17 protein-coding genes are annotated in these 21,470 nt (G+C 44.4%); 12 read left to right on the top strand and 5 right to left on the bottom strand.

The genetic code is table 11. The features are described 5' to 3' along the window. The first annotated feature begins 335 nt into the window (after positions 1 to 335). Positions 336 to 1,304 (top strand): calcium/sodium antiporter, encoded by a 969-nt coding sequence (locus tag ACOJRU_RS06105; protein ID WP_421134150.1) that lies wholly within the window; start codon positions 336 to 338, stop codon positions 1,302 to 1,304. On the opposite strand, the gene ACOJRU_RS06100 is transcribed toward ACOJRU_RS06105, so the two are convergent. After that, positions 1,301 to 1,687, bottom strand: coding sequence for a hypothetical protein (locus tag ACOJRU_RS06100; RefSeq protein ID WP_421134149.1), 387 nt, complete (start codon positions 1,685 to 1,687; stop codon positions 1,301 to 1,303). The two genes, ACOJRU_RS06105 and ACOJRU_RS06100, sit on opposite strands and share 4 nt — an antisense overlap. A 292-nt stretch (positions 1,688 to 1,979) precedes the next feature. Here ACOJRU_RS06100 and asnS point away from each other — a divergent pair, with 292 nt between their 5' ends. After that, complete coding sequence (gene asnS / locus ACOJRU_RS06095) at positions 1,980 to 3,377, top strand: asparagine--tRNA ligase (protein ID WP_421134148.1); 1,398 nt, start codon at positions 1,980 to 1,982, stop codon at positions 3,375 to 3,377. An 86-nt stretch (positions 3,378 to 3,463) separates the two neighbouring features. On the opposite strand, the gene ACOJRU_RS06090 is transcribed toward asnS, so the two are convergent. Beyond that, a complete protein-coding gene (locus tag ACOJRU_RS06090) occupies positions 3,464 to 4,564 on the bottom strand; it encodes a hypothetical protein (RefSeq protein ID WP_421134147.1) in 1,101 nt (366 codons plus the stop codon). 135 nt (positions 4,565 to 4,699) lie between these two features. On the opposite strand from ACOJRU_RS06090, the gene ACOJRU_RS06085 reads away from it, so the two are divergent. The 7 genes from ACOJRU_RS06085 (at position 4,700) to ACOJRU_RS06055 (ending at position 14,171) form a co-directional block, all read left to right on the top strand. Continuing rightward, on the top strand, positions 4,700 to 5,842 hold the full coding sequence (locus ACOJRU_RS06085; RefSeq protein ID WP_421134146.1) for a paraquat-inducible protein A: 1,143 nt from the start codon (positions 4,700 to 4,702) through the stop codon (positions 5,840 to 5,842). Beyond that, the gene (gene pqiB, locus ACOJRU_RS06080; protein ID WP_421134145.1) at positions 5,839 to 7,482 is read left to right on the top strand and encodes an intermembrane transport protein PqiB; all 1,644 of its coding nucleotides are present in this window, start codon (positions 5,839 to 5,841) and stop codon (positions 7,480 to 7,482) included. Before ACOJRU_RS06085 ends, pqiB begins: the two co-directional genes overlap by 4 nt. A gap of 2 nt (positions 7,483 to 7,484) precedes the next feature. After that, on the top strand, positions 7,485 to 8,132 hold the full coding sequence (locus ACOJRU_RS06075; RefSeq protein ID WP_421134144.1) for a PqiC family protein: 648 nt from the start codon (positions 7,485 to 7,487) through the stop codon (positions 8,130 to 8,132). Between the two features lie 4 nt (positions 8,133 to 8,136). Beyond that, complete coding sequence (locus ACOJRU_RS06070; RefSeq protein ID WP_421134143.1) at positions 8,137 to 9,231, top strand: GGDEF domain-containing protein; 1,095 nt, start codon at positions 8,137 to 8,139, stop codon at positions 9,229 to 9,231. A 103-nt stretch (positions 9,232 to 9,334) separates the two neighbouring features. Continuing rightward, complete coding sequence (locus ACOJRU_RS06065; RefSeq protein ID WP_421134142.1) at positions 9,335 to 10,480, top strand: efflux RND transporter periplasmic adaptor subunit; 1,146 nt, start codon at positions 9,335 to 9,337, stop codon at positions 10,478 to 10,480. 9 nt (positions 10,481 to 10,489) lie between these two features. Next, complete coding sequence (locus ACOJRU_RS06060; RefSeq protein WP_421134141.1) at positions 10,490 to 13,642, top strand: efflux RND transporter permease subunit; 3,153 nt, start codon at positions 10,490 to 10,492, stop codon at positions 13,640 to 13,642. A gap of 40 nt (positions 13,643 to 13,682) precedes the next feature. Continuing rightward, a complete protein-coding gene (locus ACOJRU_RS06055; RefSeq protein ID WP_421134140.1) occupies positions 13,683 to 14,171 on the top strand; it encodes a GNAT family N-acetyltransferase in 489 nt (162 codons plus the stop codon). A gap of 82 nt (positions 14,172 to 14,253) precedes the next feature. On the opposite strand, the gene ACOJRU_RS06050 is transcribed toward ACOJRU_RS06055, so the two are convergent. Beyond that, positions 14,254 to 14,865, bottom strand: a complete 612-nt coding sequence (locus ACOJRU_RS06050; RefSeq protein WP_421134139.1) for a TetR/AcrR family transcriptional regulator — start codon at positions 14,863 to 14,865, stop codon at positions 14,254 to 14,256. Positions 14,866 to 15,019: 154 nt separating this feature from the next. Between ACOJRU_RS06050 and ACOJRU_RS06045 the strand changes: the two genes are divergently transcribed. After that, positions 15,020 to 16,093, top strand: a complete 1,074-nt coding sequence (locus ACOJRU_RS06045) for an efflux RND transporter periplasmic adaptor subunit (RefSeq protein WP_421134138.1) — start codon at positions 15,020 to 15,022, stop codon at positions 16,091 to 16,093. Between the two features lie 3 nt (positions 16,094 to 16,096). Further along, positions 16,097 to 19,132 carry an efflux RND transporter permease subunit gene (locus ACOJRU_RS06040; RefSeq protein WP_421134137.1) on the top strand — a complete coding sequence of 1,012 codons (3,036 nt, stop codon included), beginning with the start codon at positions 16,097 to 16,099 and terminating at the stop codon, positions 19,130 to 19,132. Between the two features lie 56 nt (positions 19,133 to 19,188). Here the strand turns inward: ACOJRU_RS06040 and ACOJRU_RS06035 are convergent, their stop codons facing one another. Then, entirely contained in the window at positions 19,189 to 19,608 is a 420-nt protein-coding gene (locus tag ACOJRU_RS06035; protein ID WP_421134136.1) for a CBS domain-containing protein, read from the bottom strand. A 264-nt stretch (positions 19,609 to 19,872) separates the two neighbouring features. Between ACOJRU_RS06035 and asd the strand changes: the two genes are divergently transcribed. After that, on the top strand, positions 19,873 to 20,994 hold the full coding sequence (gene asd / locus ACOJRU_RS06030) for an aspartate-semialdehyde dehydrogenase (RefSeq protein WP_421134135.1): 1,122 nt from the start codon (positions 19,873 to 19,875) through the stop codon (positions 20,992 to 20,994). Positions 20,995 to 21,058: 64 nt separating this feature from the next. On the opposite strand, the gene ACOJRU_RS06025 is transcribed toward asd, so the two are convergent. Then, the gene (locus ACOJRU_RS06025) at positions 21,059 to 21,415 is read right to left on the bottom strand and encodes a VOC family protein (protein ID WP_421134134.1); all 357 of its coding nucleotides are present in this window, start codon (positions 21,413 to 21,415) and stop codon (positions 21,059 to 21,061) included. Positions 21,416 to 21,470: the final 55 nt, after the last annotated feature.

Here is a 21,470-nt window from a genome sequence, read left to right as displayed (position 1 = left end):
AGTTAAAAAACGTGTGGTACGTCACCAATTACGTTCGTGGTAACCGTTGCTGCAGTGTACGTTAACCGTCAAAACACGATAGTAAATTCAGCACGGCTTTTTTTTATTCTTAAGACAATATTTTCTTATCTGTGATGAATTAAAAACGTTCTTGTCACCAATAAAGCTAATTATTTATGGTGGTTCCGGTATATACTGTTTGTTAGCATAATAATAATGTTTGGCAGTAAAAATCGTCGAAAACAGGTGCTATTGTCGCTAAGTGGATAGGCGCTTGTAGTCAATCAAGCTGCTACACAACGTCGAAAAGACTGCAATGATATTGAGGAGTAAATATGTTATTAGCCGGTTTGGCCATTGCCATTGGGTTACCCGTTTTATTGTGGAGCGCGGGGAAGTTTGTTGATGGCGCCGCGTCTGTTGCCAACCACTTTGGTATATCTCCTTTACTCATCGGCATGCTGATCATTGGGTTTGGCACGTCTGCCCCCGAAATTATTGTATCTATTTTTGCCGCTATTCAAGGGAACTCGGGCATTGCACTGGGCAATGCTTATGGCTCTAACATTGCTAACATTCTACTTATCCTTGGTTTGACGGCGGTGATAAGTCCTATTGCCGTCAAAAGCAACATCATAAAAAAAGAGCTTCCTGTTCTATTAGGCATTACCTTTTTCGCTTGTTGGCAAGTGCTCGACCAAGAGGTCTCTAAAGATGATGCTTTTTCGCTGCTTGGTTTATTTGTACTGCTCATCTCGTGGAGTATATGGCACGGATTAAAGGGTGATAAAGATGCCCTTGCTGAAGAATACAATGATGAAATTAGTGCAAGTGAAGGTACAGTAAAAACTAATGTTATTTGGATGCTCGCAGGCCTGTTATTGCTTGTTGCAAGCTCTCGAATGTTAGTATGGGGCGCGGTTGAAGTTGCCACATTCTTTGGGGTTAGCGATACCATCATCGGATTAACCGTTATTGCTATTGGTACGTCACTCCCCGAACTTGCATCATCACTTGCCGCAGTGAGAAAAGGTGAACACGACTTAGCGCTTGGAAACGTGATTGGCTCAAACATGTTCAACACGCTCGCCGTTGTCGGCATTGCCGGTACCATTCAACCAATGACTATTGAAGCAGACTTCTTATATCGTGATGTGTTGGTGATGTTAGCATCTACTGTCGCGTTATTTATATTCTGTATTGGCATTAAACGACAAGGTCGGTTGAACCGGCTAGAAGGCGCATCGTTTGTAGGGGTTTACGTGCTGTATACCTACTATTTAATTACGGTCGCTTTCACTTAAACCGCCATCGTACGCAAAGTGATAAGGCTTATCGTTGCAATAACGATAAGTATGAAAAGGTTAACACCCAAATTATCACCTTGCCGCCTTGAGCGGCGTGCACGCATTACTATGCTCACTAAACTGACTGATAAACATAGCTGTAATATGATGCGCATGGCGCTCACATATTCAGGCACCCAAGCGTCTCTCCCCTGTATACCCCAATATTCTTGTACGCCGCTGATAAAATCTGGCCTGGCGAAGTGAAATAACACCAATACCACCACCAGTGATGACCAGCCTAAGACATTCAGTGCCAACATAACCTTAAAGAAAACCGTTTGGCTTCTTGGAACAGAACGACGGTCTTCTCGCTCTTGCAATGTATATTTATTTCCCATTTGTCACTCTGTTCTATGGCATCCAGCATTAGGTTGAGTATACTAGCGTGCTGTTGGATTTCGCCTTTACCCATCCACAATACGCCAATTGCATGCGTTAACAAAACGATATCAACGTTATTACGTTATCATTTGTGGTGAACTTTCGGGTAATGCATACAAAATATGCCCAATTTATCGGCAAAATCCAATATAACCACCCACAAGCATAAATTATTGGTGCAAATTGCACGGGGTTATTGATAGTCTCAGACATAGATATCAATACCATCAGTAAGACGGAGAATTAAACATGACGCACGCGCCCGTTGTTGACGTACTTAAAGGTAAGTACGCCGTTGGCGAATCAGTAACTGTTAAAGGTTGGGTAAGAACACGCCGCGACTCAAAAGCAGGCTTGTCTTTTATTGCACTACACGATGGAAGCTGTTTCGATCCTGTGCAGGTAATTGCGCTCAATTCTTTGTCAAATTACGCCGACGTACAACGTTTAACCACAGGCTGCTCACTAGCGGTGACTGGTACAGTAAAAGAATCTCAAGGCCAAGGTCAAGCGCTTGAGCTTGATGCGACCGACGTTGATATTCTTGGCTGGGTAGAAAACCCTGATACCTACCCAATGGCGGCAAAACGTCACAGCATTGAATATTTACGCGAACATGCGCATTTGCGTGCTCGTACTAATGTCATTGGCGCGGTCACGCGAGTTCGTAACTGCCTAAGCCAAGCTATTCACCGTTTCTTCCATGAGAAGGGTTACTACTGGATTTCTACGCCTATTCTTACGGCGAGCGATACAGAAGGTGCTGGCGAAATGTTCCGCGTATCAACCCTTGATATGATGAATATCCCTCGTGACGACAAAGGTAACGTTGATTACAGCGAAGATTTTTTTGGTAAAGAAACTTACCTTACCGTATCAGGCCAACTTAACGTTGAAACCTATTGTACTGCTATGTCTAAGGTATATACGTTTGGCCCTACATTCCGTGCAGAAAACTCAAACACATCTCGTCATTTAGCCGAATTCTGGATGATTGAGCCTGAGGTTGCCTTTGCTGATTTAAGTGATGTAGCGCAATTGGCTGAAGACATGCTGAAATATGTTTGTAAAGCCGTGTTAGAAGAGTTGCCAGACGACATGGCATTCTTTGCACAACGAATTAAGAAAGATGCCGTTGAGCGCCTAGAAAAATTGGTAAGCTCTGACTTTGTTAGAATGAACTATACCGATGCTATCGACATCCTACAAAACTGTGGCAAAGAGTTTGAATTCCCAGTTGAATGGGGTATCGACTTATCGTCTGAGCACGAGCGTTACCTTGCTGAAGAGCACGTGGGTGCGCCAATCATTATGCAAAACTATCCTAAAGACATTAAAGCATTCTACATGCGCATTAATGATGATGGTAAAACCGTTGCCGCTATGGATGTGTTAGCCCCAGGTATTGGTGAAATAATCGGTGGCTCTCAGCGTGAAGAACGTTTAGATGTGTTTGATGCACGTTTAGACGAAATGGGCTTATCAAAAGAAGATTATGCATGGTACAGAGATTTGCGCCGCTACGGTACCGTACCACACTCTGGCTTTGGGCTTGGTTTTGAGCGATTGGTAGCGTATGTCACCGGCATGCAAAATGTTCGTGACGTCATTCCGTTCCCTCGCACACCGGGTAGCGCTACATTCTAACGACATGTAGTCAAATTAACTACCTAGCTAAAACGAAAAAGCCCGCTTTTCTAGCGGGCTTTTTTATATTTTCACTTTTCGCTCTGTTATGGCGCAATAGTGCTCCCAATAGCCGCTGATTTACACGCTATCACTTCATAAACATAGCCTAAATCGTTGTCTTCGGTTTTAGCAATGGTGAGTATTTCATAGTCATTTATTTCAACCACACGACTGTTGTCGGGTATGCTACATCGAGAATAACTGTCTGCTTCATAAATATAGATAAAGTGCGCGAGTAATTTGCGTTGCCTTAGCAGAAATTTTTCGCTGTTCGCGCTGGCTTGTAAAATTGCCTCTCTAATTTCTTGTTCTAATTCATCTTCAACATTTTGGGTATCATTTTTTCCCGCATCGACAATGGCACTGTCGGTGGATAAAGACGAAATGACGGGCTCACTTGGTTTACTATCAACATCTACTTCTCCTACAACCTGAACTTTATCCTCATTTTGAACCTCAATGACCGACTCTAACAGCGTGCCTACTTGCGATTCATTGAAAAACTCAATAACACCACTTTGCATAGACAACGTGAGAAGTTTAATGAGCAAAGCGAATGTCCATACATAGCGAAGTAGCGCGGTTGTGAAGACATATTTGTAGTCAGGAGCATGCCATAGACCATGAATCCCAAAAGGCTTTAATAAGACTAACACCAGTAAGTAAAGTGGCATGAGTAGTTGTGAAGACACGAGAATAAAAAGCGTCGTGACAAAAAACCAACTTGGCAGCATAAGAATGATGGCAAAGTTATGACTGTACGGTAAGCTAACCACTGAAACGCCTGTAACCGTATTTACAAGCCCACTTGCTGAGGCCAGCGCGAAGTTCGCCATCACCGCGTAAGCAAATAAAATCAGCGACCGGCCAATTAAGCTGTCCCACGCCAGCATGAAACGTGGCCAAAACTCATTTAATAACCCAACAAGAACCATCGAAAACATAACAACTTGAAATAACGCATTCGATGAATCAATGAATAAAACGTCAATCATCAACAGAAAAGTTGCAGAAAAATAACAACGCTGAGCAAAATTTAATGATCGCCAACGATGTAAATACGAGGGGATTTTTCGCCATATTGCGTGAAGTAACTGTCGCTTCGCGAAAGAAAACCGACGTTGTGCGTATTCTAGTTGTTTCATGCTTTTTATCTTATTGTTGTGATCAAGCATTTAGCTGCTTTTCCACTACAATAATATGCGGTATTCTGTTATCAATGCAAATCAACGGCTTACTTGTGTGATTACGCCATCTCAATCCGTACTGCTAGTATGCACATGATAGATGATTCAAAAACCACTATCATCTGTGAGCAGTGCCACTCGCATGTTTCTCTCCCGGCCCTAAAGCATAGGGAAAGAGCGGTGTGTCCGGGGTGCGGTCATACACTTATTACATTTCGTCGTAATGCCAGTGAACGATTACTCGCCTTCTCAATAAGCGCATTTATCTTTTTATTACTATCGCTGCCTTTTAATTTTTTAACCTTTAAGGCAAGCGGCCAAAAGCACAGCATCGACCTCCCTCAGGGGCTAACCGTACTCATCGAAAACGACTATCTGTCACTGGCAATTATTACGGGTTTAGCCACCCTTCTGCTGCCTGGAATGGTGTTGTTAGGGTTTATCGCGCTTGGGCTCGCGCGCCTTTTTAATAAAAGGCCTCCGTTTTTACTGCGTATATATCGAGCCACTAATATTCTTCTACCGTGGAGTATGGCAGAGATCTTCTTAGTAGGTACGTTAGTCAGCCTGATTAAAATTACCGAGCTTGCCGACGTGGCAATAGGCTTATCGTTTTACGCCTTTATTGGGTTTACTGCGTTTATGACGTGCGCATTGATCCAGTATGATAAGACGCAATTTGCGTTTTGGCTGCACAACATGAAACTTCCCGCACCAAAGAAGCTTGATGAAAAACAAGCCTCGCAAAGCATTCAGCGCACATGGGCACTATTAATTACTGCGACTATTTTATACGTCCCTGCTAATTTGCTCCCTATTATGCACACACAAATGTTTGGCCAAGAAACGCCCAATACGATAATCGGTGGCGCATTATCACTGTGGGAGTCCGGTTCTTATCCAGTGGCAATCATTATTCTTGGGGCAAGCGTTGTGGTTCCTGTCGCTAAAATTGTTATCCTTGCATGGTTAAACTATTCCGTTCAATATCAAAAATCGGGTTCCACACAGATAAGAATACGTTATTATCGACTCACCGAAGCCATCGGAAGGTGGTCGATGATAGATGTGTTTGTGGTAGCGGTGCTTGTTGCCCTAATTCAAATGGGAAATACCCTATCAATTTATCCCGGGCAAGCTGCATTAGCATTTTGTGCGGTAGTTTTCTTTACAATGATCGCCGCAATGACATTTGATTCTCGTCTAATTTGGCAGCAGTGGAAGCACTTACCATGACAACAGAGGCACACGTTAAACCTACTACGACCATGTCACGAATATGGCTTATTCCACTAATCGTTATTATCGTCGGTGGTTGGATGGTTTATTATCAGTGGAAAAATCAGGGGCCTCTTATTACTATTGAATTGCCTTCTGCAACGGGTATTGAAGTTAATAAAACGCCCATTAAGGTAAGAGATTTAGACATTGGTCAGGTAAAAAAAATAACGCTTAAACCAGACTTAGACGGAGTATTGGTTACCGCTAGAATTGATGCTAACGCATCACACCTTCTGACTACCAACACAGAATTGTGGGTAGTGGCACCACGCATAAGTTTTTCTGAAGTATCTGGTTTAAATACGTTGCTTTCAGGCAGTTACATTGCGATGTCTGCACATGATGATGGCGCTAGAAAACTTCATTTTGTCGCACTCGAACGCCCTCCTGTCACACCAGCCGGTACGCCAGGCCTTCATGTTACGTTAAAAAGCGATGATGAATTTGCTTACAAACCTGGCGATCCCATAATTTATAAGGGTTTCAAGGTGGGTGAGTTCGAAGATGCGGTGTTCGATATTGAACAGCGTGTAATCTACTACGACGCCTTTATAGAAGCGCCATATCACAAACTGATCACTGAAAACACGCGATTTTGGGATGTCAGTGGCGTTAAATTTGTCCTTGAATCAAGCGGCGTTAAAGTAGAAACCGGTAGCTTAGAAACGTTGCTAGCAAATGGCATTACCTTCGGAATACCTGAAGGGGTGGCACCGGGGGAGCAAGTTCTTGAAAATGCGTCGTTCGCCATTTATGAGGATGTCACTACCGCTTCAAATGCGCGATTTAAATTAGCAGCCGAATACCTGCTTATGATAGATGAAAGCGTAAGAGGGTTAACGGTCGGTGCACCCGTTGAATATCGCGGTATCGAAATTGGACATGTTACCGCTATCAACCCATTTCCAGCGGTGGAAGGGAGTATCTTAGAACGTGACTACCCCATCCCTGTTCTTATCAAAATTTACCCTGGTAAAACGAAACAGCCAGATACGCAGGAAGGCTTGCGCGCGATAAAACAAACCCTTAGAAACTGGCTTGAAAATGACCTTCGCGCCACACTGCGCATGGGAAATGTGTTAACAGGTGGGTTATTTGTCGACCTCCAACATGTTGCAAATCCAGATAGCAAAAATACGCTTACCGTAGTAAACGGCTTTGATGTCATTCCCACTGTGTCTAATGAATTCACGCAAATCACACAAAAAGCAGACGCTATTTTAGATAAAATTAATAAGCTTCCGCTAAACGATATGGTCGTTGGCGTTCAATCTGCTGTTGAAGATATGAAATTAGCCGCGCAATCGGTTGAAACGGCCAGCAGCGATTTTGATGCGCTGATTGCTGATGTGGACGCAGAGCAGCTCAACGCCAACCTTAACCAAGTATTGTTAAGTATGGATAACCTTATTAAGAATTACAGCGAGGGCGGTTTAAGCCAAGCTGAAATTAAAGACACAATAGATGCGATGCAAGACACAATGAGAAACCTGCAGCCGTTACTGCTTAAACTTAATCAAACGCCGAATAGTTTAATTTTTGGTGGTGGTAACGACAGCGACATTCAACCTAAAGCAAAGCAGCGCGAAGAGTAAGGATGACAATGAAGCTCAACTATCACATGTTTCAACAAAGGTTAACGGCCCGCGCTGCGCTTCGGTCCCTGATATTTTTTACTGCTTTGGGCGTGAGCGCCTGTTCAAGTACCGATAAATCGCTAAATTTATACTTGCTACATACCGTATCCCAAGCCCCTGTAGAGAGCCCCAATGAAAACAATGAGGTTGCGCGACAGCTTCTTGTTCTTAACGAATTGCAGTTGCCACATTATTTAAAGCAGCCTGGGCTTGTTTATCAAACCAGTGGTACAGGTATTCATGTATCGACTGAACATTTTTGGGGTGAGCCTTTAGAAGAGGGGCTGACTAAGTTACTGCGTGACACATTTGCTTCTCAAAATATTCGAATGACCCAACCACCAACCACAGCGCTCAAAAACGATGTGCAACTTTCGATACGTATTGATGACTTCATAGCTACTTGGCAAGGTGACATAGTACTGCGTGGCGCCTACTCGCTTCAGCATAGCGATAATACTACCGAGGCGCCTTCGATTACTGAAAAACGTTTTTATATAAAACAAGCACTTCAAAGCGATGGGTTTGCCGCAAGTGTTCAGAGCATGCGATTAGCCATTAACGCACTGGTAATGGATATTTCAAATGACGTAACGGCTAGTAACTAACCTGATGAATAACATTATAAAAAGCTACATTAATCAGGGTACGAGTAAATCGCTAGACGCTGAAACAAATAGACGAATCATGGTCGTTAATTTGTTTGCAGCGGTAGGCATGTCACTCACGTTTGTTCTTGGTTTACGAGCGTTACACGCGCAGGATATGCCCCTTGCAACAATACTTCTCTGCGCTAGCATTATTTTTGCTCTTTCGCAGCGTGTGCAAGTTCAATTTGCATCAAAGCGTGCTCGACTGATTTCTATCTCTCTACTTATTAGTTGCTTGATGTTTCTTGTCGCCATTTTAGTTGTGTCTGGAGGCAATGCGTTAACAGGGCCCCTTTGGATGTATCTTGTTCCGCCCGTTACCATGTTTTTCGCCGGATTTGTTTACGGGTTGGTAACATTGGCGGGGTTCACGCTGATTATCGCTTTCTTACTGTTTTACCCTAACGATGCACTCGTAATGGTCACTTATTCATACGAGTTTAAAACCCGCCTTTTATACTCGTTTCTCACTGTTTCCTTTTTATCCGCTTTTTACGAGTACAGTCGTCACCAAAGTTACGTTACTGCGCTTTATCTTAGCGAGCAATTTGAAAAGCAGGCTAGCCAAGACCCCCTTACTCGGCTTATGAACAGGCGTGGCATTCAATCTATTTTGGATAACGAGTTTAGCCGTTTACGTCGTTCGAAAACCGCGTTTTCTATTGCAATATCCGATATAGACAAATTCAAAAATATTAACGACACCTTAGGTCATGAATTGGGTGATGAAGTGTTGAAACGTGTTGCAAACATTTTTGTTGCACGCCTTCGAGGGCACGATGCCGTAGCGCGTTGGGGCGGCGAAGAGTTTCTATTCGTGTTCCCTGAAACAAGAGAAGAAGATGCACTCATTGTCTTAGAGTCGCTACGCCAGACGCTTTCAGATAGCCCTATTATCATTGACGGTGTGCCAATAAATGTCACTAGCAGCTTCGGTTTCTGCGAAGTCAGTGGTGATGTTGAACTATCAAGTGCAATAAGCATTGCAGATAAAGCACTTTACGCTGCAAAGCATGAAGGTAGAAACAAAGTGTGCGCAGGAAGACCTTCAGCGTAAATTTACGCTATCTTGACTTACGAATGGTTACAATTAAGCAGCACATCTGTAATAGTTTAGCGCTACAATTACGCTATGTTTAAATGATAAGAATGAATCGCACATGAAATGGATGAGAATTGCACTGCCGATAGGCGTTTTAATACTGAGTTATGCTGGAATGAAAGGCATTGAGGCGTCAGCTTCAGACGAAGGTATTTCAGAGCAAGTGGATACGAGACCAACCGTTACCATTACGCAATTAACGCCTGAAGACATTACTGTCACGCTCTCCTCCTATGGCGAAATTATTCCACTTGAAACAACCAATTTAGCCGCACAAGTGTCTGGCGAGGTTTCATCATGGAACCCTAAGTTTGTTAGCGGCGGTTTGGTGAGACGCGGAGAAACCCTATTCTCCATTGAAAAAGATAGCTATGAAGCAGCATTGCTGATGGCCGAAGCCAATTTATCAAGTGCGAAAGCGCAGTTAATTCAAGAAGAAGCACAAGCTGATGTAGCAGCACGTGAGGCAAAAACAATGCCTAGCGCACGCGTTAGCGACCTTTATTTAAGAAAGCCTCAAGTTATGAGCGCAAAAGCGGCGGTGAAGTCAGCAGAAGCGCAACTGAAAATAGCCCAACGAGATTTGGATAACTGTGAAGTGAAAGCGCCCTACGATGCCTTGGTGGTTTCTCGTAATATCAGTACCGGTGATTTTGTGGTTCAAGGTACGGTTGCAGCTGTTATCAACAACATCGAGCAGGCTGAAGTAACGTTTCCTATTGCGGGGTTTGACCGCGCATTTATTGGTGATGACATTATTGGGAAAAATGCCACATTGGTGGTAGATGATCGCACCGGCACGCAAATTCAGGCCAATATTCATCGCGATACTGGCATTATCGATAATGCGACTCGAATGACCCACCTCGTCGCTCGCATTAACGACCCCTACGCACTTAATAGCGACAAAGCCGCCCTTAAGTTTGGCGCATACGGCACAATTTTATTCAAAGGAAAGACACTACAAGACGTATACCGTATCCCCCAAGAATTAGTAACGAACAACATGCTGTGGACGCTAGACGATGACAACAACTTGGTCTCACAGAAAATCAATGTTATTCGAGAAGACGGCAGCGACTTTCTGATCCAAGGTGATTTTAATACGAAAAAAGTAGTGATGTCGCTTCCAGAGTATCCTCAAAAAGGAATGGCGGTGAAGGTGATCAAAGGCGACGAAAATTCCGTCACCGCATCGCTTTAAGGAGGAGTCATGGATAACATAAACGACACGAAAAGCGGTATTATCGCTTGGTTCGCGCGTAACTCTGTCGCCGCAAACCTACTAATGATTTTCATCATTATTATGGGGGTTGCAAGTTACTTCACCATTCAGCGCCAAATGTTTCCCAACATTGAAATCAACTATATTACGATACAAGCGCAATATCCTGGCGCCTCGCCTCAAGAAATAGAAGAAAGCATCTTTATAAAAATTGAAGAGGCACTAAAAGACGTTACCGAAATTAATCGTGTGGTGTCTCGTGCGTTTCGTGGCAGTGGTGCAGTTACGCTAGAAATAGACAAAGGCGAAGAACTGACGGACGTACTCGATAAAGTGAAGCTTCGCGTTGACGGTATCGCAACGTTCCCTGCGGGAATGGAGCCGGTAAATGTTTCTCAAATTGAATTTCGTCAGCAAGTTATCGAGATGCCGCTGGTTGGCGACCTCCCCCTTTCAGATTTAAAACGTCTGGCAAAAGATGTTGAAGACGAGCTGCTTCAGTTAGGCAACGTATCATTAGTTCAGATGTCAGCACCTGACGATGAGATAGCCATCGAAATAAAGCCCGATGTACTGCGCAAATACAATTTAACCATTGCTGACGTTAGCCGGGCTATCAGCAATTATTCTGCGAATATCTCTGCTGGGCAGTTACGTACCAATGCAGGCATTATCTCAGTTCGTGTCGAAAACCAATATTACAGCGGAGCAGAATTTGCGCAAATTCCCGTTAAAATGGGAAATGCTGGCGCAAGAGTCACGCTTGCAGATGTTGCCGATATAAAAGATGGCTTCACAGAAGGCGAACGATACTTCAAATATAACGGCAAGAATGCCATTTGGATGGCCGTTAGCGCAACGAAATCACAAAACACAATCCCGGTTGCCGAGTCAGTAAAAGCCTATATTGAACAAAAAAATAAGACATTACCAAATGGTGTGAGCTTAGAAGTGTTGGTAGACATGACGTACTACTTAAATGCTCGTTTGGACATGATGTTATCGAATCTATTCCAAGGCTCTATCTTAGTCGCCTTAATGCTTACCCTTTTCTTACGCTTCAGATTAGCTGTATGGGTAATGATTGGCTTGCCGGTATGCTTCCTAGGCGCGGTGATGATGATGCCGTTGTTTGGCGTTAGCATCAATATTTTGTCACTGTTTGCGTTTATCATGGTTCTTGGAATAGTGGTTGATGATGCCATTGTAATAGGCGAAAGCGCCTATACGGAAATAGAAAGCAAAGGTGGCGGCATAGACAATGTAGTGCGTGGTGCTAAGCGTGTTGCGACCCCCGCAACATTCGGTGTACTAACCACCATTGCAGTATTTGCCCCTTTCACGCTTAGCAGTGGCCCTGAGGGTGCGTTTTTCTATAACATTGCGGTAGTGGTTATTCTTTGTCTTGCATTTAGCTTGGTTGAATCTAAATTAATCTTGCCTGCTCATTTGGCCCACACACGTTTTAGCCCGGTTAAAGAGAACAGTTGGCGAGCACGCTTCAATAAACGCTTTTTTGCCTTTGTGAACGGGCCCTATCGCAGAACCGTTGAACGCGCTATTCAATGGCGCTGGCTAGTGTTGGTACTTTTTGTCGGTATGTTGATGCTAAGTTTTGGCCTTATCAATGCCAACTACGTTCGCATGGTACCGAATCCGAAGGTACCGCACGATTTCCCTAGCGTAAAAATAGAAATGAATGAAAATGTGTCTGATGAAACGACAATCACAGCACTAAGAACGATTGAAAATACAATCTTAGAAGTCGAAAAGTCGATTGTTGATGAGTTTGGTACAGGGATGATTCGAGACAGGCTTGCGTTCAATGAAGATCGCACAGAAGGCCGAATTTTGACCCCTCTTGTCAATGAAGACGAGCGCCCTATCGATACGTTTGAGTTAGCCAGACGCTGGCGTGCCGCCATTCCTGAAATCCCAGGTGTAAAGTCATTTACGGTGGTCGACGATGTTAACGGTGACGGAGATGATGGTGAGTTTGGCTTCTTATTATTCGGGCCCGACATTGCTACGCTAAATGCTGCTGGGTTGAAGTTTATCGAAATGCTTCAACAGCAAAATGGGCTGTTTGATATTAGCTCAACCATTGACCCGGCAAGTAAGGAAGTGCAAATGACACTGCTTCCTGTTGCCTATGATTTGGGCTTAACGCTTTCCGATATCGCTTCACAGGTGGGTGCAGGCTTTTACGGTGGCGAAGCACAGCGTGTTATTAGAAACGGTGAAGAAGTGCGCGTAATGGTGCGCTACCCAGAACTCACCCGTGAGCGCTTTGCCGCGTTAAAATATAGCGTGATAAAAACCCCGAGTGGCAACGACGTATTGCTTGGCGATGTGGTAACGCTTGATGAGAAACCAGGCATTAGCTACATCCGTCGTGAAGGTGGGTATCGTAGCGTCTATGTTTGGGGAAATATTGATGAAGAAGCCGTTGAACCCAACACTGTCGTGGAAGAGATTGAAGAAAAACTGCTTGTGCAACTAAAAGAAGAATTCCCATCAGTGATGACTGAACTTGGTGGAGATATTGAGGAGCAACTTGCACAGCAAAATGAACAAATTCTGTTTTTCTTAGCAGCGATGGTAATGGTTTACATTTTATTGGCGGTGCCACTGAAGAGTTATGGCCAACCCCTTATTATCATGTCCGTTATTCCCTTCAGCTTAACCGGGGCAATTTGGGGCCACTTCTTTATGGGGCTGGACTTGTCAATGATGTCTACCTTCGGTTTGATTGCCGCAGCAGGGGTAGTTATTAACGACTCTTTGGTTATGACAGACTTTGTAAACCAGCGACGCGCTCAAGGTTACAGTGTTAAAGAGGCAGTAACTGAAGCAGGTAGCGCAAGGTTTAGGGCCATTACACTGACCTCGATTACCACCTTTGCTGGCGTACTGCCTATAATGTTTGAAACTAGCTTACAAGCCGCGTTTGTCATACCTATGGCGGTTGCTCTGGGCTTCGCTGTACTTTATGCAACCCTAGTGACGCTTATTTTAGTGCCTTGCCTGTATCTTATTCTATTAGACTTAGCCGGCCCATTCGCGTTCATTAAACGAAAGCTAACCAGAAAGTCAGCAGATAACGACACCGGCGCAAACTCAGTAACATACGGCAAATAATCAGCCGTATGTTACCTCGTTTTTTATACAGAGGAATCAAATGTCTAATACGCTAACTATTAGAAAAGCACAGCCTGACGATATCACTCAAATTCGCCAATTTGTGTTAGAGCTTGCCATTTATGAAAAAGCGGAACATGAGGTTGAGGCATCGGAAAGCGATTTGCATAAGACCTTGTTTGGCGAAGGAGCTACTGCGCACTGCGTAATGTGTGAAGATCACGGTAAGCCTATCGGATTTGCCGTGTATTTCTTTAACTATTCAACGTGGCAAGGAAAAAACGGGCTTTATTTGGAAGACTTATACGTATCTCCTGCATCGCGTGGTAATGGTGCTGGCAAAATGCTGCTTAAGCATCTTGCTCACATTGCGGTTGAAAATGACTGTGGTCGATTTGAATGGAGCGTATTGGATTGGAACAAACCCGCTATCGATTTCTATGAATCGCTGGGCGCAAAGCCGAAAAGTGAATGGCTAGGCTACAGAATGGATGGCGATGTGCTCGTAAACTTCGCCAAAAACGGGTAATCAGGCTTATTAACGTTAGCGCAGTACCATGAAGTCATGCTATTCAACGTACTGCGCGTTAACGCATAAACGCTATAAAGGCTTAAGCCTCATAGCGGCATAATATTAAACGTGCGATACCACCTGCTATACGTTTCTTTTCTGCAGCGCTCAGCGGGGGCTCAATTTTAAAAAGTTGAGGCCAAAAACACTGTCCTTTTACCAAACTGTCTATTTCATCAACCACATGTTGCACATTGTCACATTGTATCCTTGCACTTTGCTTTGCGCTATTTAGCCACTTATGCAGAGATGATTCTTGCGCTTTCAACTGCTGCACTTCGTCTTTTAATTTTTCCGGCTCATAGAAAAAATGACCTATCGCGACCCGCGCCAGTTCTAAATGAGACTCTCCGCTCATAAATTCGATATCAGCAAGCAGCATTGCTTCCAGCTGTTCAAATAATGGACTATTCTCATTAAATACAACATTTACATTTAACAATGCGTTTTGCCACTGCGCCTTGATAAGGTACATAACCAAATCTTCTTTGGTCGAAAAATGGTTGTAGACCGTACGCTTAGATACGTTAGCAAGTTCAGCAAGCTTGTCCATGGTGGTACCGTTCACACCGAATTCTTGGAAGGCTTGCGTGGCAGCGTTAATTATTGCTTCGCGTTTTATGTCACTTCTAGAGCGTGTTGCAGATGGCATAAGAATACTAATTCATGTTCACTTGCCCTCATTTTACACTGAACAGTTTACTTTTCAACGCAGCGCCTCTAAAATACACTGAAGAGTTTACTTTTGTATCGCGCAACTCCGCGTCGCTCGCGTAGAGTTGCCTATTAGACGGAACAGGATCACCATGCCCTTTTTACGTGTTCGTAATATTATTGTGTTGTTTTCATTAGCGATTGCCGGTTTATCTGGCTGCACTACAGAACAGCAAGCAGAAGAGAAAGACCAAGCACCACGGTATGTTAAACTTGCCACGGTTACCGACGTGCCCAATCTCGATGAGTTTTCGTTTCCAGCAGTGGTTTCTGCGGTAAAAACCGTGAACTTGAGCTTTGAAGTCTCGGGGCGTTTGGTACAAATGGACTTAGTCACGGGCAGTGATATTCAAGAAAACAAGTTATTGGCGACGATCGATAGGAAACCCTTTCAGCGTCGTGTTGACGAATCGAAAACGCGCCTAGAGCAAGCACAGCGTGAGTTGTCGCGCATCGAAAAAATGTTTGCGCAAAATTTAGTTGCGCAGAGCAGTTTTGATAGCGCAAAAACCACCTACGAACTTGCCGTTATCGACTTAAAAAAGGCCGAACAAGACTTAAGTTATACACAACTTTATGCGCCATTTGATGCAAAAGTGTCTCAGCGCTTAGTCGAAAATAATAGTTTCGTATCGGCAGGTACCCCCATTGCAAGACTACAAGACGTGTCTAAAATTTACTTCAATATTAATGTACCCGAGCGGCTTTTAACGGCAAATATTGGTAGAGGCATTAAACAGGCAAGCGCGTCACTTGCCACAGACCAAAGTCAGTGGTTTCCAGTACAATATGTAGAACACTCGACACAGCCAGACCCTGTTTCGCAAACCTATGAAGTAGTATTTGCAATGGAACCACGGGAAGCATTGCCGCTTACACCAGGCGCACGCGCCGTGGTAAAAGTAGCGCTGCAAGGTTCAACGTTCCCTGAAGGATTAATTGTTCCAGTGAAATCGTTAGTGGGTAAAGAGGACACGGGCTTTTCTGTATGGGTTTATGATGAAGACAACCAAACCGTAGCGTTGCAGTCGGTTACGGTAAAACATATTCAAGACGACTTCGCGGTAGTGGGTAATACGCTAACTGTAGGCCAGAAAGTTGTTGCGGCAGGTGCAACAAAAATGCGAGCTAATGTGAAGGTGCTTCCTTACAAAGGAGAGATGTAAGTTATGGATATTGCTCGCTTCTCAATTGATAAGCCGGTCAATGTATGGCTTATGGTGGTTATCCTTCTTCTTGGCGGCATTATCGCCATGACCGAAATTGGCCGTCTTGAAGACCCAGCATTCACTATCAAACAGGTAAAAGTGTTCACTGCCTACCCTGGTGCGGGCGCACAAAAAGTTGAGCGAGAGATAACAGAGCCGCTAGAAATTGCGATCCAGCAAATGTCGCAACTAAAGAAACTGAAATCGACCTCGTCGCCTGGTAAATCCGAGATCACTGTTGAAGTAAAAAGTAACTTTGACAGTAACGAGCTTCCCCAAATATGGGACGAGCTTAGAAAAAGGCTAAGAGACGTGGCTACAAGTCTTCCAGCAGGCTCGGGTGACCCAGTGGTGTTCGATGATTTCGGTGACGTTTACGGGCTTTACTATGCGCTGAGCGCACCTGATTTTGATACGCGAGAGCTAAGAGAATTTGCTCGCGTTATACGTCGCGAGCTTCTGACCACGCAAGGTGTGGCGAAAGTTACGGTTACGGGTGTTCAAAAAGAGCGTATTGTTGCCTATATCAACCCCTATCAATTAGCGGGCTTGGGGATCTCATTTCCTGATTTAGCACAACTATTTCAAGATAACTTACGCCCATTTAACGGTGGACGAATAAAGATAGATGAAAAGAACGTGCGTCTTATTGTCGAACGTGCGCCCGATAGGTTAGAAGAAATATCGAATCTTTCTCTTGTAATACCCGGAACAAATCGTTCGCTACGCGTTGCTGATGTTGCAACCTTGAAACTTGAACCCGCCGATATTCAACCTGTACTTATCCGTTACAATGGTTCAGAAGCGTTGACGTTGGCAGTTTCCGCCTTGTCTGATGTAAACATTGTAGACGTGGGCAACCGAGTAAACGCAAAAGTTAACGCGCTGCTTGAAACCCTTCCTGTGGGTATTGAGCTTACCCCTATTTACGACCAAGCGTCTGTGGTTGATGAGTCAGTAGACGGCTTTATTGCTAACCTTGTAATGTCTGTAGCGGTAGTAACGTTAACACTTTGTCTGTTCATGGGCTGGCGCTCAGGTGTTGTTGTAGGCATGGTTCTGTTAGTTACCGTCATGGGTACGATTTTGATTATGTGGCTAATGAACATTCAGCTTCAGCGTATATCGCTAGGCGCCATGGTTATTGCCATGGGTATGTTGGTCGATAATGCCATCGTTGTTGCCGAAGGAATGATGCTTCGCATGGCCACCGGTAATTCGGCAAAAGACTCTGCGAGTTTCATTGTTAAACGCACCCAGTGGCCGTTATTAGGGGCGACAGTAATAGGTATTGCAGCATTTTCAGGTATTGGCTTATCTGACGATGCGACAGGCGAATTTCTTTATTCGTTATTCGCAGTAGTCCTTGTGTCTCTGATCATGAGCTGGGTATTAGCGGTAACGCTTGTTCCAGTGCTTGGTAACTATTTTTATAAGAAAGGCGTTAAGCAAAGCGACGATGACAAACCCTCAGCCATGCAACGTTGGTTTACGTCTATTCTTACTGGCGCGCTCAAGTTGCGCTGGGTAACTATCGCAGGCTTACTTGTTATTACTGTGGTGGCCTATGGTAGCTTCGGCTATGTAAAACAGGGGTTCTTCCCGCCTTCAAACGCGCCACTGTTTTTTGTGCATTACTGGGGCCCGCAAGATAGGGATATTCGCGCCACTGAGGAAAAAGCTAAAGAAACAGAACAACGCCTATTGGCGCTAGACAACGTCACTGCTGTATCAACCTTTATCGGGCAAGGTGCAGATAGATTCACCCTGACTTATGCCCCTAAAAGCGCAAACGAAAACTACGCGTTTTTCATGGTGAGAGTAAATACTCTGGACAATGTTTCAGCGGTACAAAAGCAGCTTGCAAATGGCTTAGAAGATATTGATTTAGATGCTAACTTTTACATGGAGCGTATGCAGTTTGGGCCAGGATCTGGCGCCAAATTAGAGGCGCGGTTCGCTGGGCCAGATACCGAGGTATTACGACGGTTAGCTGATCAGGCGAAACAAATCTTATTTGACGACGGCAACATCAAAGATATTAGGCACAACTGGCGCGAAAAAGGGTTTGCCATTAATACCCTTTACGACAACTACAACGCTGGTATCGCGGGCGTGTCGCACTCAGATTTTAGTCAAACCGTACAGTATGCGAGTAGCGGGCTGAAATTAGGCACGGTACAAGACGGCGACTATGCCTATGACATCGTCGCTAAGATGGGGAATAGCACGGACGGTGAACTACAAGCATTAAGAGATTCGCAAGTATGGTCGTCGCAGCAGCGCCAGTACGTTCCCTTTGCGCAAGTATCAAAGGGCCTTGAGTCGTTACCGGAAGAATTACGTATTCAACGAAAAGACCGGCTAAGAACCATTACCGTGGAAGCAGAGCCAGGTGACAATGAAACGGCGGCAAAAGCACTGGAGCGTATCAGACCACTTATTGAAGACATGCCGCTTCCACCAGGTTACAGTCTCGAATGGGGTGGTGAATTTGAAAGCTCTTCCGATGCACAAAAGGCGCTTGGAAAAGGATTACCTGCGGGTTTCTTAGTGATGTTTATTATATCGGTCCTTTTGTTTGGTCACGCACGACAGCCACTGATTATTTGGCTAGTGGTACCGATGGCCATAGTGGGTGTAGTCACTGGTCTGCTACTGACGGATATGCCGTTCGGTTTTATGTCGCTACTTGGCTTTCTAAGCTTATTTGGCATGTTAATCAAAAATGCCATTGTACTGATTGAAGAAATCGACTTGCAGATTGAAGAAGGTATCGAAATTAGCAATGCCATCGTGGAGGCGACACTTAGCCGCTTGCGCCCGGTTGCCCTTGCTGCCGTCACGACTATATTGGGCATGGCGCCCTTATTGTTTGACGCTTTCTTTGCTGACATGGCAGTAACCATAATGGGCGGGCTAACGTTTGCCACCATTTTAACGCTGATTGCGGTTCCTGTGCTTTACAGTATTTTGTTTCGAGTAAGCTATCGCTGATATAAAAAGAGGTGCCTAATGGCACCTCTTTTGTTTTCAAATGTTACCCCGCCACACTACTTCTTCGATAATACTCGCGATTGCATATACGCCATAACATCTCGCCATGACACCATCCCTACCGGATGCCGATTCGCATCAACAACGGGTAAACACGATATTTTATTGTCGTTAAATAATTCGATAGCACGATAAATAGAGTCGGTCGGTGACAAAGTAATGACATCTCTGGTCATGATTTGATGTGCTTTTCGCTCTAACAGAGCACGATCTCTTGCCCTCTCACTTATGGTATCTATAAATGGGCTCGACGCTTTAAGTAAGTCTCGGTCAGATATAATACCTTGCAATGTATTGTCATGAACGACCACTAAATGATGAAAGCCCGTAGCAGAAAAAAGCTCTCTGAGTGACTGTAAGCTATCGTCCATATGCACGCTAACAACACGCGTTGACATAATACTGGTTATTGCCATATTGCTCCCCTTTTCACCTCTTCAGAATAGAAAGTGACGTGTTAAATGGCAAGTGTTCAGGTTCAAAATATCGCATAACGAGCACGTTATGCCCATGAAGTACTCAAACTTATATGCATAACAAATTATTTATAAAAACGTTATAGCCAGGCTTTCAAATTATTTATAGACTGCCTTCATAATAATGAAAGCGACAGAGTTAGGGTTGGTAAGCACATTACCGACGTTCTGCTCATAGATAGAAATAAAAGGGTTCAAAATTCAATGTCTGAACAACAAGTTGGGTTAGTAGGATGGCGAGGCATGGTTGGCTCTGTTCTGATGCAACGTATGCAAGAAGAACAGGACTTTTCTCACATCGCTCCCACATTTTTTACCACGTCACAAAAAGGCCTACCCGCACCCGATTTTGCAGGTAAAAATGCAGGTGTATTAGAAGATGCTTTCGATATTGATGCGTTAGCGAAACAAGACATTATCATTACCTGCCAAGGCGGTGACTACACGAAAAGTGTTTACCCGAAGCTGCGCAAAGCGGGCTGGAATGGCTATTGGATCGACGCAGCATCAGCACTTCGTATGGAAGACGATGCCGTTATTATTTTAGACCCGGTTAACCGCACAGAGATAGACAACGGCATTGCCCGTGGTATACGAACATTCGTTGGCGGCAACTGTACGGTATCACTTATGTTGCTAGCACTTGGTGGTCTGTTTGAAAACGACCTTGTTGAATGGGCATCACCCATGACCTATCAGGCGGCATCGGGCTCTGGTGCTAAGCATATGCGCGAACTTATCAGCCAAATGGGCGCAATTCATGCCAATGTAAAAGAGAAAGTGGATAACCCTGCTACCGCAATTTTAGAAATAGACCAACACGTTTCTGAATTTATTCGAAGCAACGAGTATCCCAGTGAACAGTTCGGTGTACCGCTTGCTGGCAGCTTAATTCCCTATATCGATTCACAACTTCCTTCAGGCCAAAGCCGTGAAGAGTGGAAAGCACAAGCGGAAGCAAACAAAATCCTTGGCATAAAAGAAAAGGAAGTGCCGATTGATGGTATTTGTGTGCGCGTGGGTGCTATGCGCTGTCACAGCCAAGCGATAACGCTAAAACTCAAAAAAGACTTACCCGTGGATGAAATCGAACGCATGCTTGCAGAGCACAATGAATGGGTAAAAGTAATACCAAACGATCGTGATATTACTATGCAGGAGCTTACTCCGGCGAAGGTAACCGGTACTTTATCTATTCCTGTTGGCCGTATTCGAAAACTTTCAATGGGCCCGGAGTATATCTCGGCGTTCACGGTGGGCGACCAACTACTTTGGGGGGCCGCTGAGCCGCTCAGAAGAATGTTGCGTATTGTGCTTGGGAAATAACGACCACTGTGATTGACAGAGCCCGTTATAATACGGGCTTTTTTATAAGCCGATATTTAGTGCATTACTGATGCTCTGACCATACAGCAAATTCGTTTCCCCCAGGCTCTTTGAAATGAAAACGACACCCACCTGGGAAATCGAAAATAGCTCGTATTACTTCCCCACCCTCCTGTATAATTTTAGCCTGAGTAGCATGAATATCGTTACTGTAAAATACCAATAAAGCACCACGCTCAGCACCTAAGATAGATGCCGTTGATGCATATAGTCCACCGTCCATACCCGCACCACTAAACGCACTGTATTCGGGCCCATAGTCTGTAAATGACCATGCAAATACCTGTTCGAAGAAAGATTTACTTTTTACCAGGTCGTTTGAGGGAAACTCGACATAATTCAACATTTCATGATTAGACATGTACACTCCGTAGCGACCCAGGCAGATTAGTATAGACAAATTTCGTAGTGAACTT

Source organism: Alteromonas algae, assembly GCF_049117195.1.
In the GTDB taxonomy this organism is placed as follows: domain Bacteria; phylum Pseudomonadota; class Gammaproteobacteria; order Enterobacterales; family Alteromonadaceae; genus Alteromonas.
This window is presented reverse-complemented; position numbering and strand designations above follow the sequence as displayed.

What these genes read in the sequence shown, in the direction of transcription:
- ACOJRU_RS06100 (WP_421134149.1), bottom strand. Translation starts at nt 1,687, where the DNA reads ATGGGAAATAAATATACATTGCAAGAGCGAGAAGACCGTCGTTCTGTT.
- ACOJRU_RS06105 (WP_421134150.1), top strand. Translation starts at nt 336, where the DNA reads ATGTTATTAGCCGGTTTGGCCATTGCCATTGGGTTACCCGTTTTATTG.
- ACOJRU_RS06040 (WP_421134137.1), top strand. Translation starts at nt 16,097, where the DNA reads ATGGATATTGCTCGCTTCTCAATTGATAAGCCGGTCAATGTATGGCTT.
- ACOJRU_RS06070 (WP_421134143.1), top strand. Translation starts at nt 8,137, where the DNA reads ATGAATAACATTATAAAAAGCTACATTAATCAGGGTACGAGTAAATCG.
- ACOJRU_RS06055 (WP_421134140.1), top strand. Translation starts at nt 13,683, where the DNA reads ATGTCTAATACGCTAACTATTAGAAAAGCACAGCCTGACGATATCACT.
- ACOJRU_RS06075 (WP_421134144.1), top strand. Translation starts at nt 7,485, where the DNA reads ATGACAATGAAGCTCAACTATCACATGTTTCAACAAAGGTTAACGGCC.
- ACOJRU_RS06060 (WP_421134141.1), top strand. Translation starts at nt 10,490, where the DNA reads ATGGATAACATAAACGACACGAAAAGCGGTATTATCGCTTGGTTCGCG.
- pqiB (WP_421134145.1), top strand. Translation starts at nt 5,839, where the DNA reads ATGACAACAGAGGCACACGTTAAACCTACTACGACCATGTCACGAATA.
- ACOJRU_RS06050 (WP_421134139.1), bottom strand. Translation starts at nt 14,865, where the DNA reads ATGCCATCTGCAACACGCTCTAGAAGTGACATAAAACGCGAAGCAATA.
- ACOJRU_RS06085 (WP_421134146.1), top strand. Translation starts at nt 4,700, where the DNA reads ATGATAGATGATTCAAAAACCACTATCATCTGTGAGCAGTGCCACTCG.
- asd (WP_421134135.1), top strand. Translation starts at nt 19,873, where the DNA reads ATGTCTGAACAACAAGTTGGGTTAGTAGGATGGCGAGGCATGGTTGGC.
- asnS (WP_421134148.1), top strand. Translation starts at nt 1,980, where the DNA reads ATGACGCACGCGCCCGTTGTTGACGTACTTAAAGGTAAGTACGCCGTT.
- ACOJRU_RS06065 (WP_421134142.1), top strand. Translation starts at nt 9,335, where the DNA reads ATGAAATGGATGAGAATTGCACTGCCGATAGGCGTTTTAATACTGAGT.
- ACOJRU_RS06045 (WP_421134138.1), top strand. Translation starts at nt 15,020, where the DNA reads ATGCCCTTTTTACGTGTTCGTAATATTATTGTGTTGTTTTCATTAGCG.
- ACOJRU_RS06035 (WP_421134136.1), bottom strand. Translation starts at nt 19,608, where the DNA reads ATGGCAATAACCAGTATTATGTCAACGCGTGTTGTTAGCGTGCATATG.
- ACOJRU_RS06090 (WP_421134147.1), bottom strand. Translation starts at nt 4,564, where the DNA reads ATGAAACAACTAGAATACGCACAACGTCGGTTTTCTTTCGCGAAGCGA.
- ACOJRU_RS06025 (WP_421134134.1), bottom strand. Translation starts at nt 21,415, where the DNA reads ATGTCTAATCATGAAATGTTGAATTATGTCGAGTTTCCCTCAAACGAC.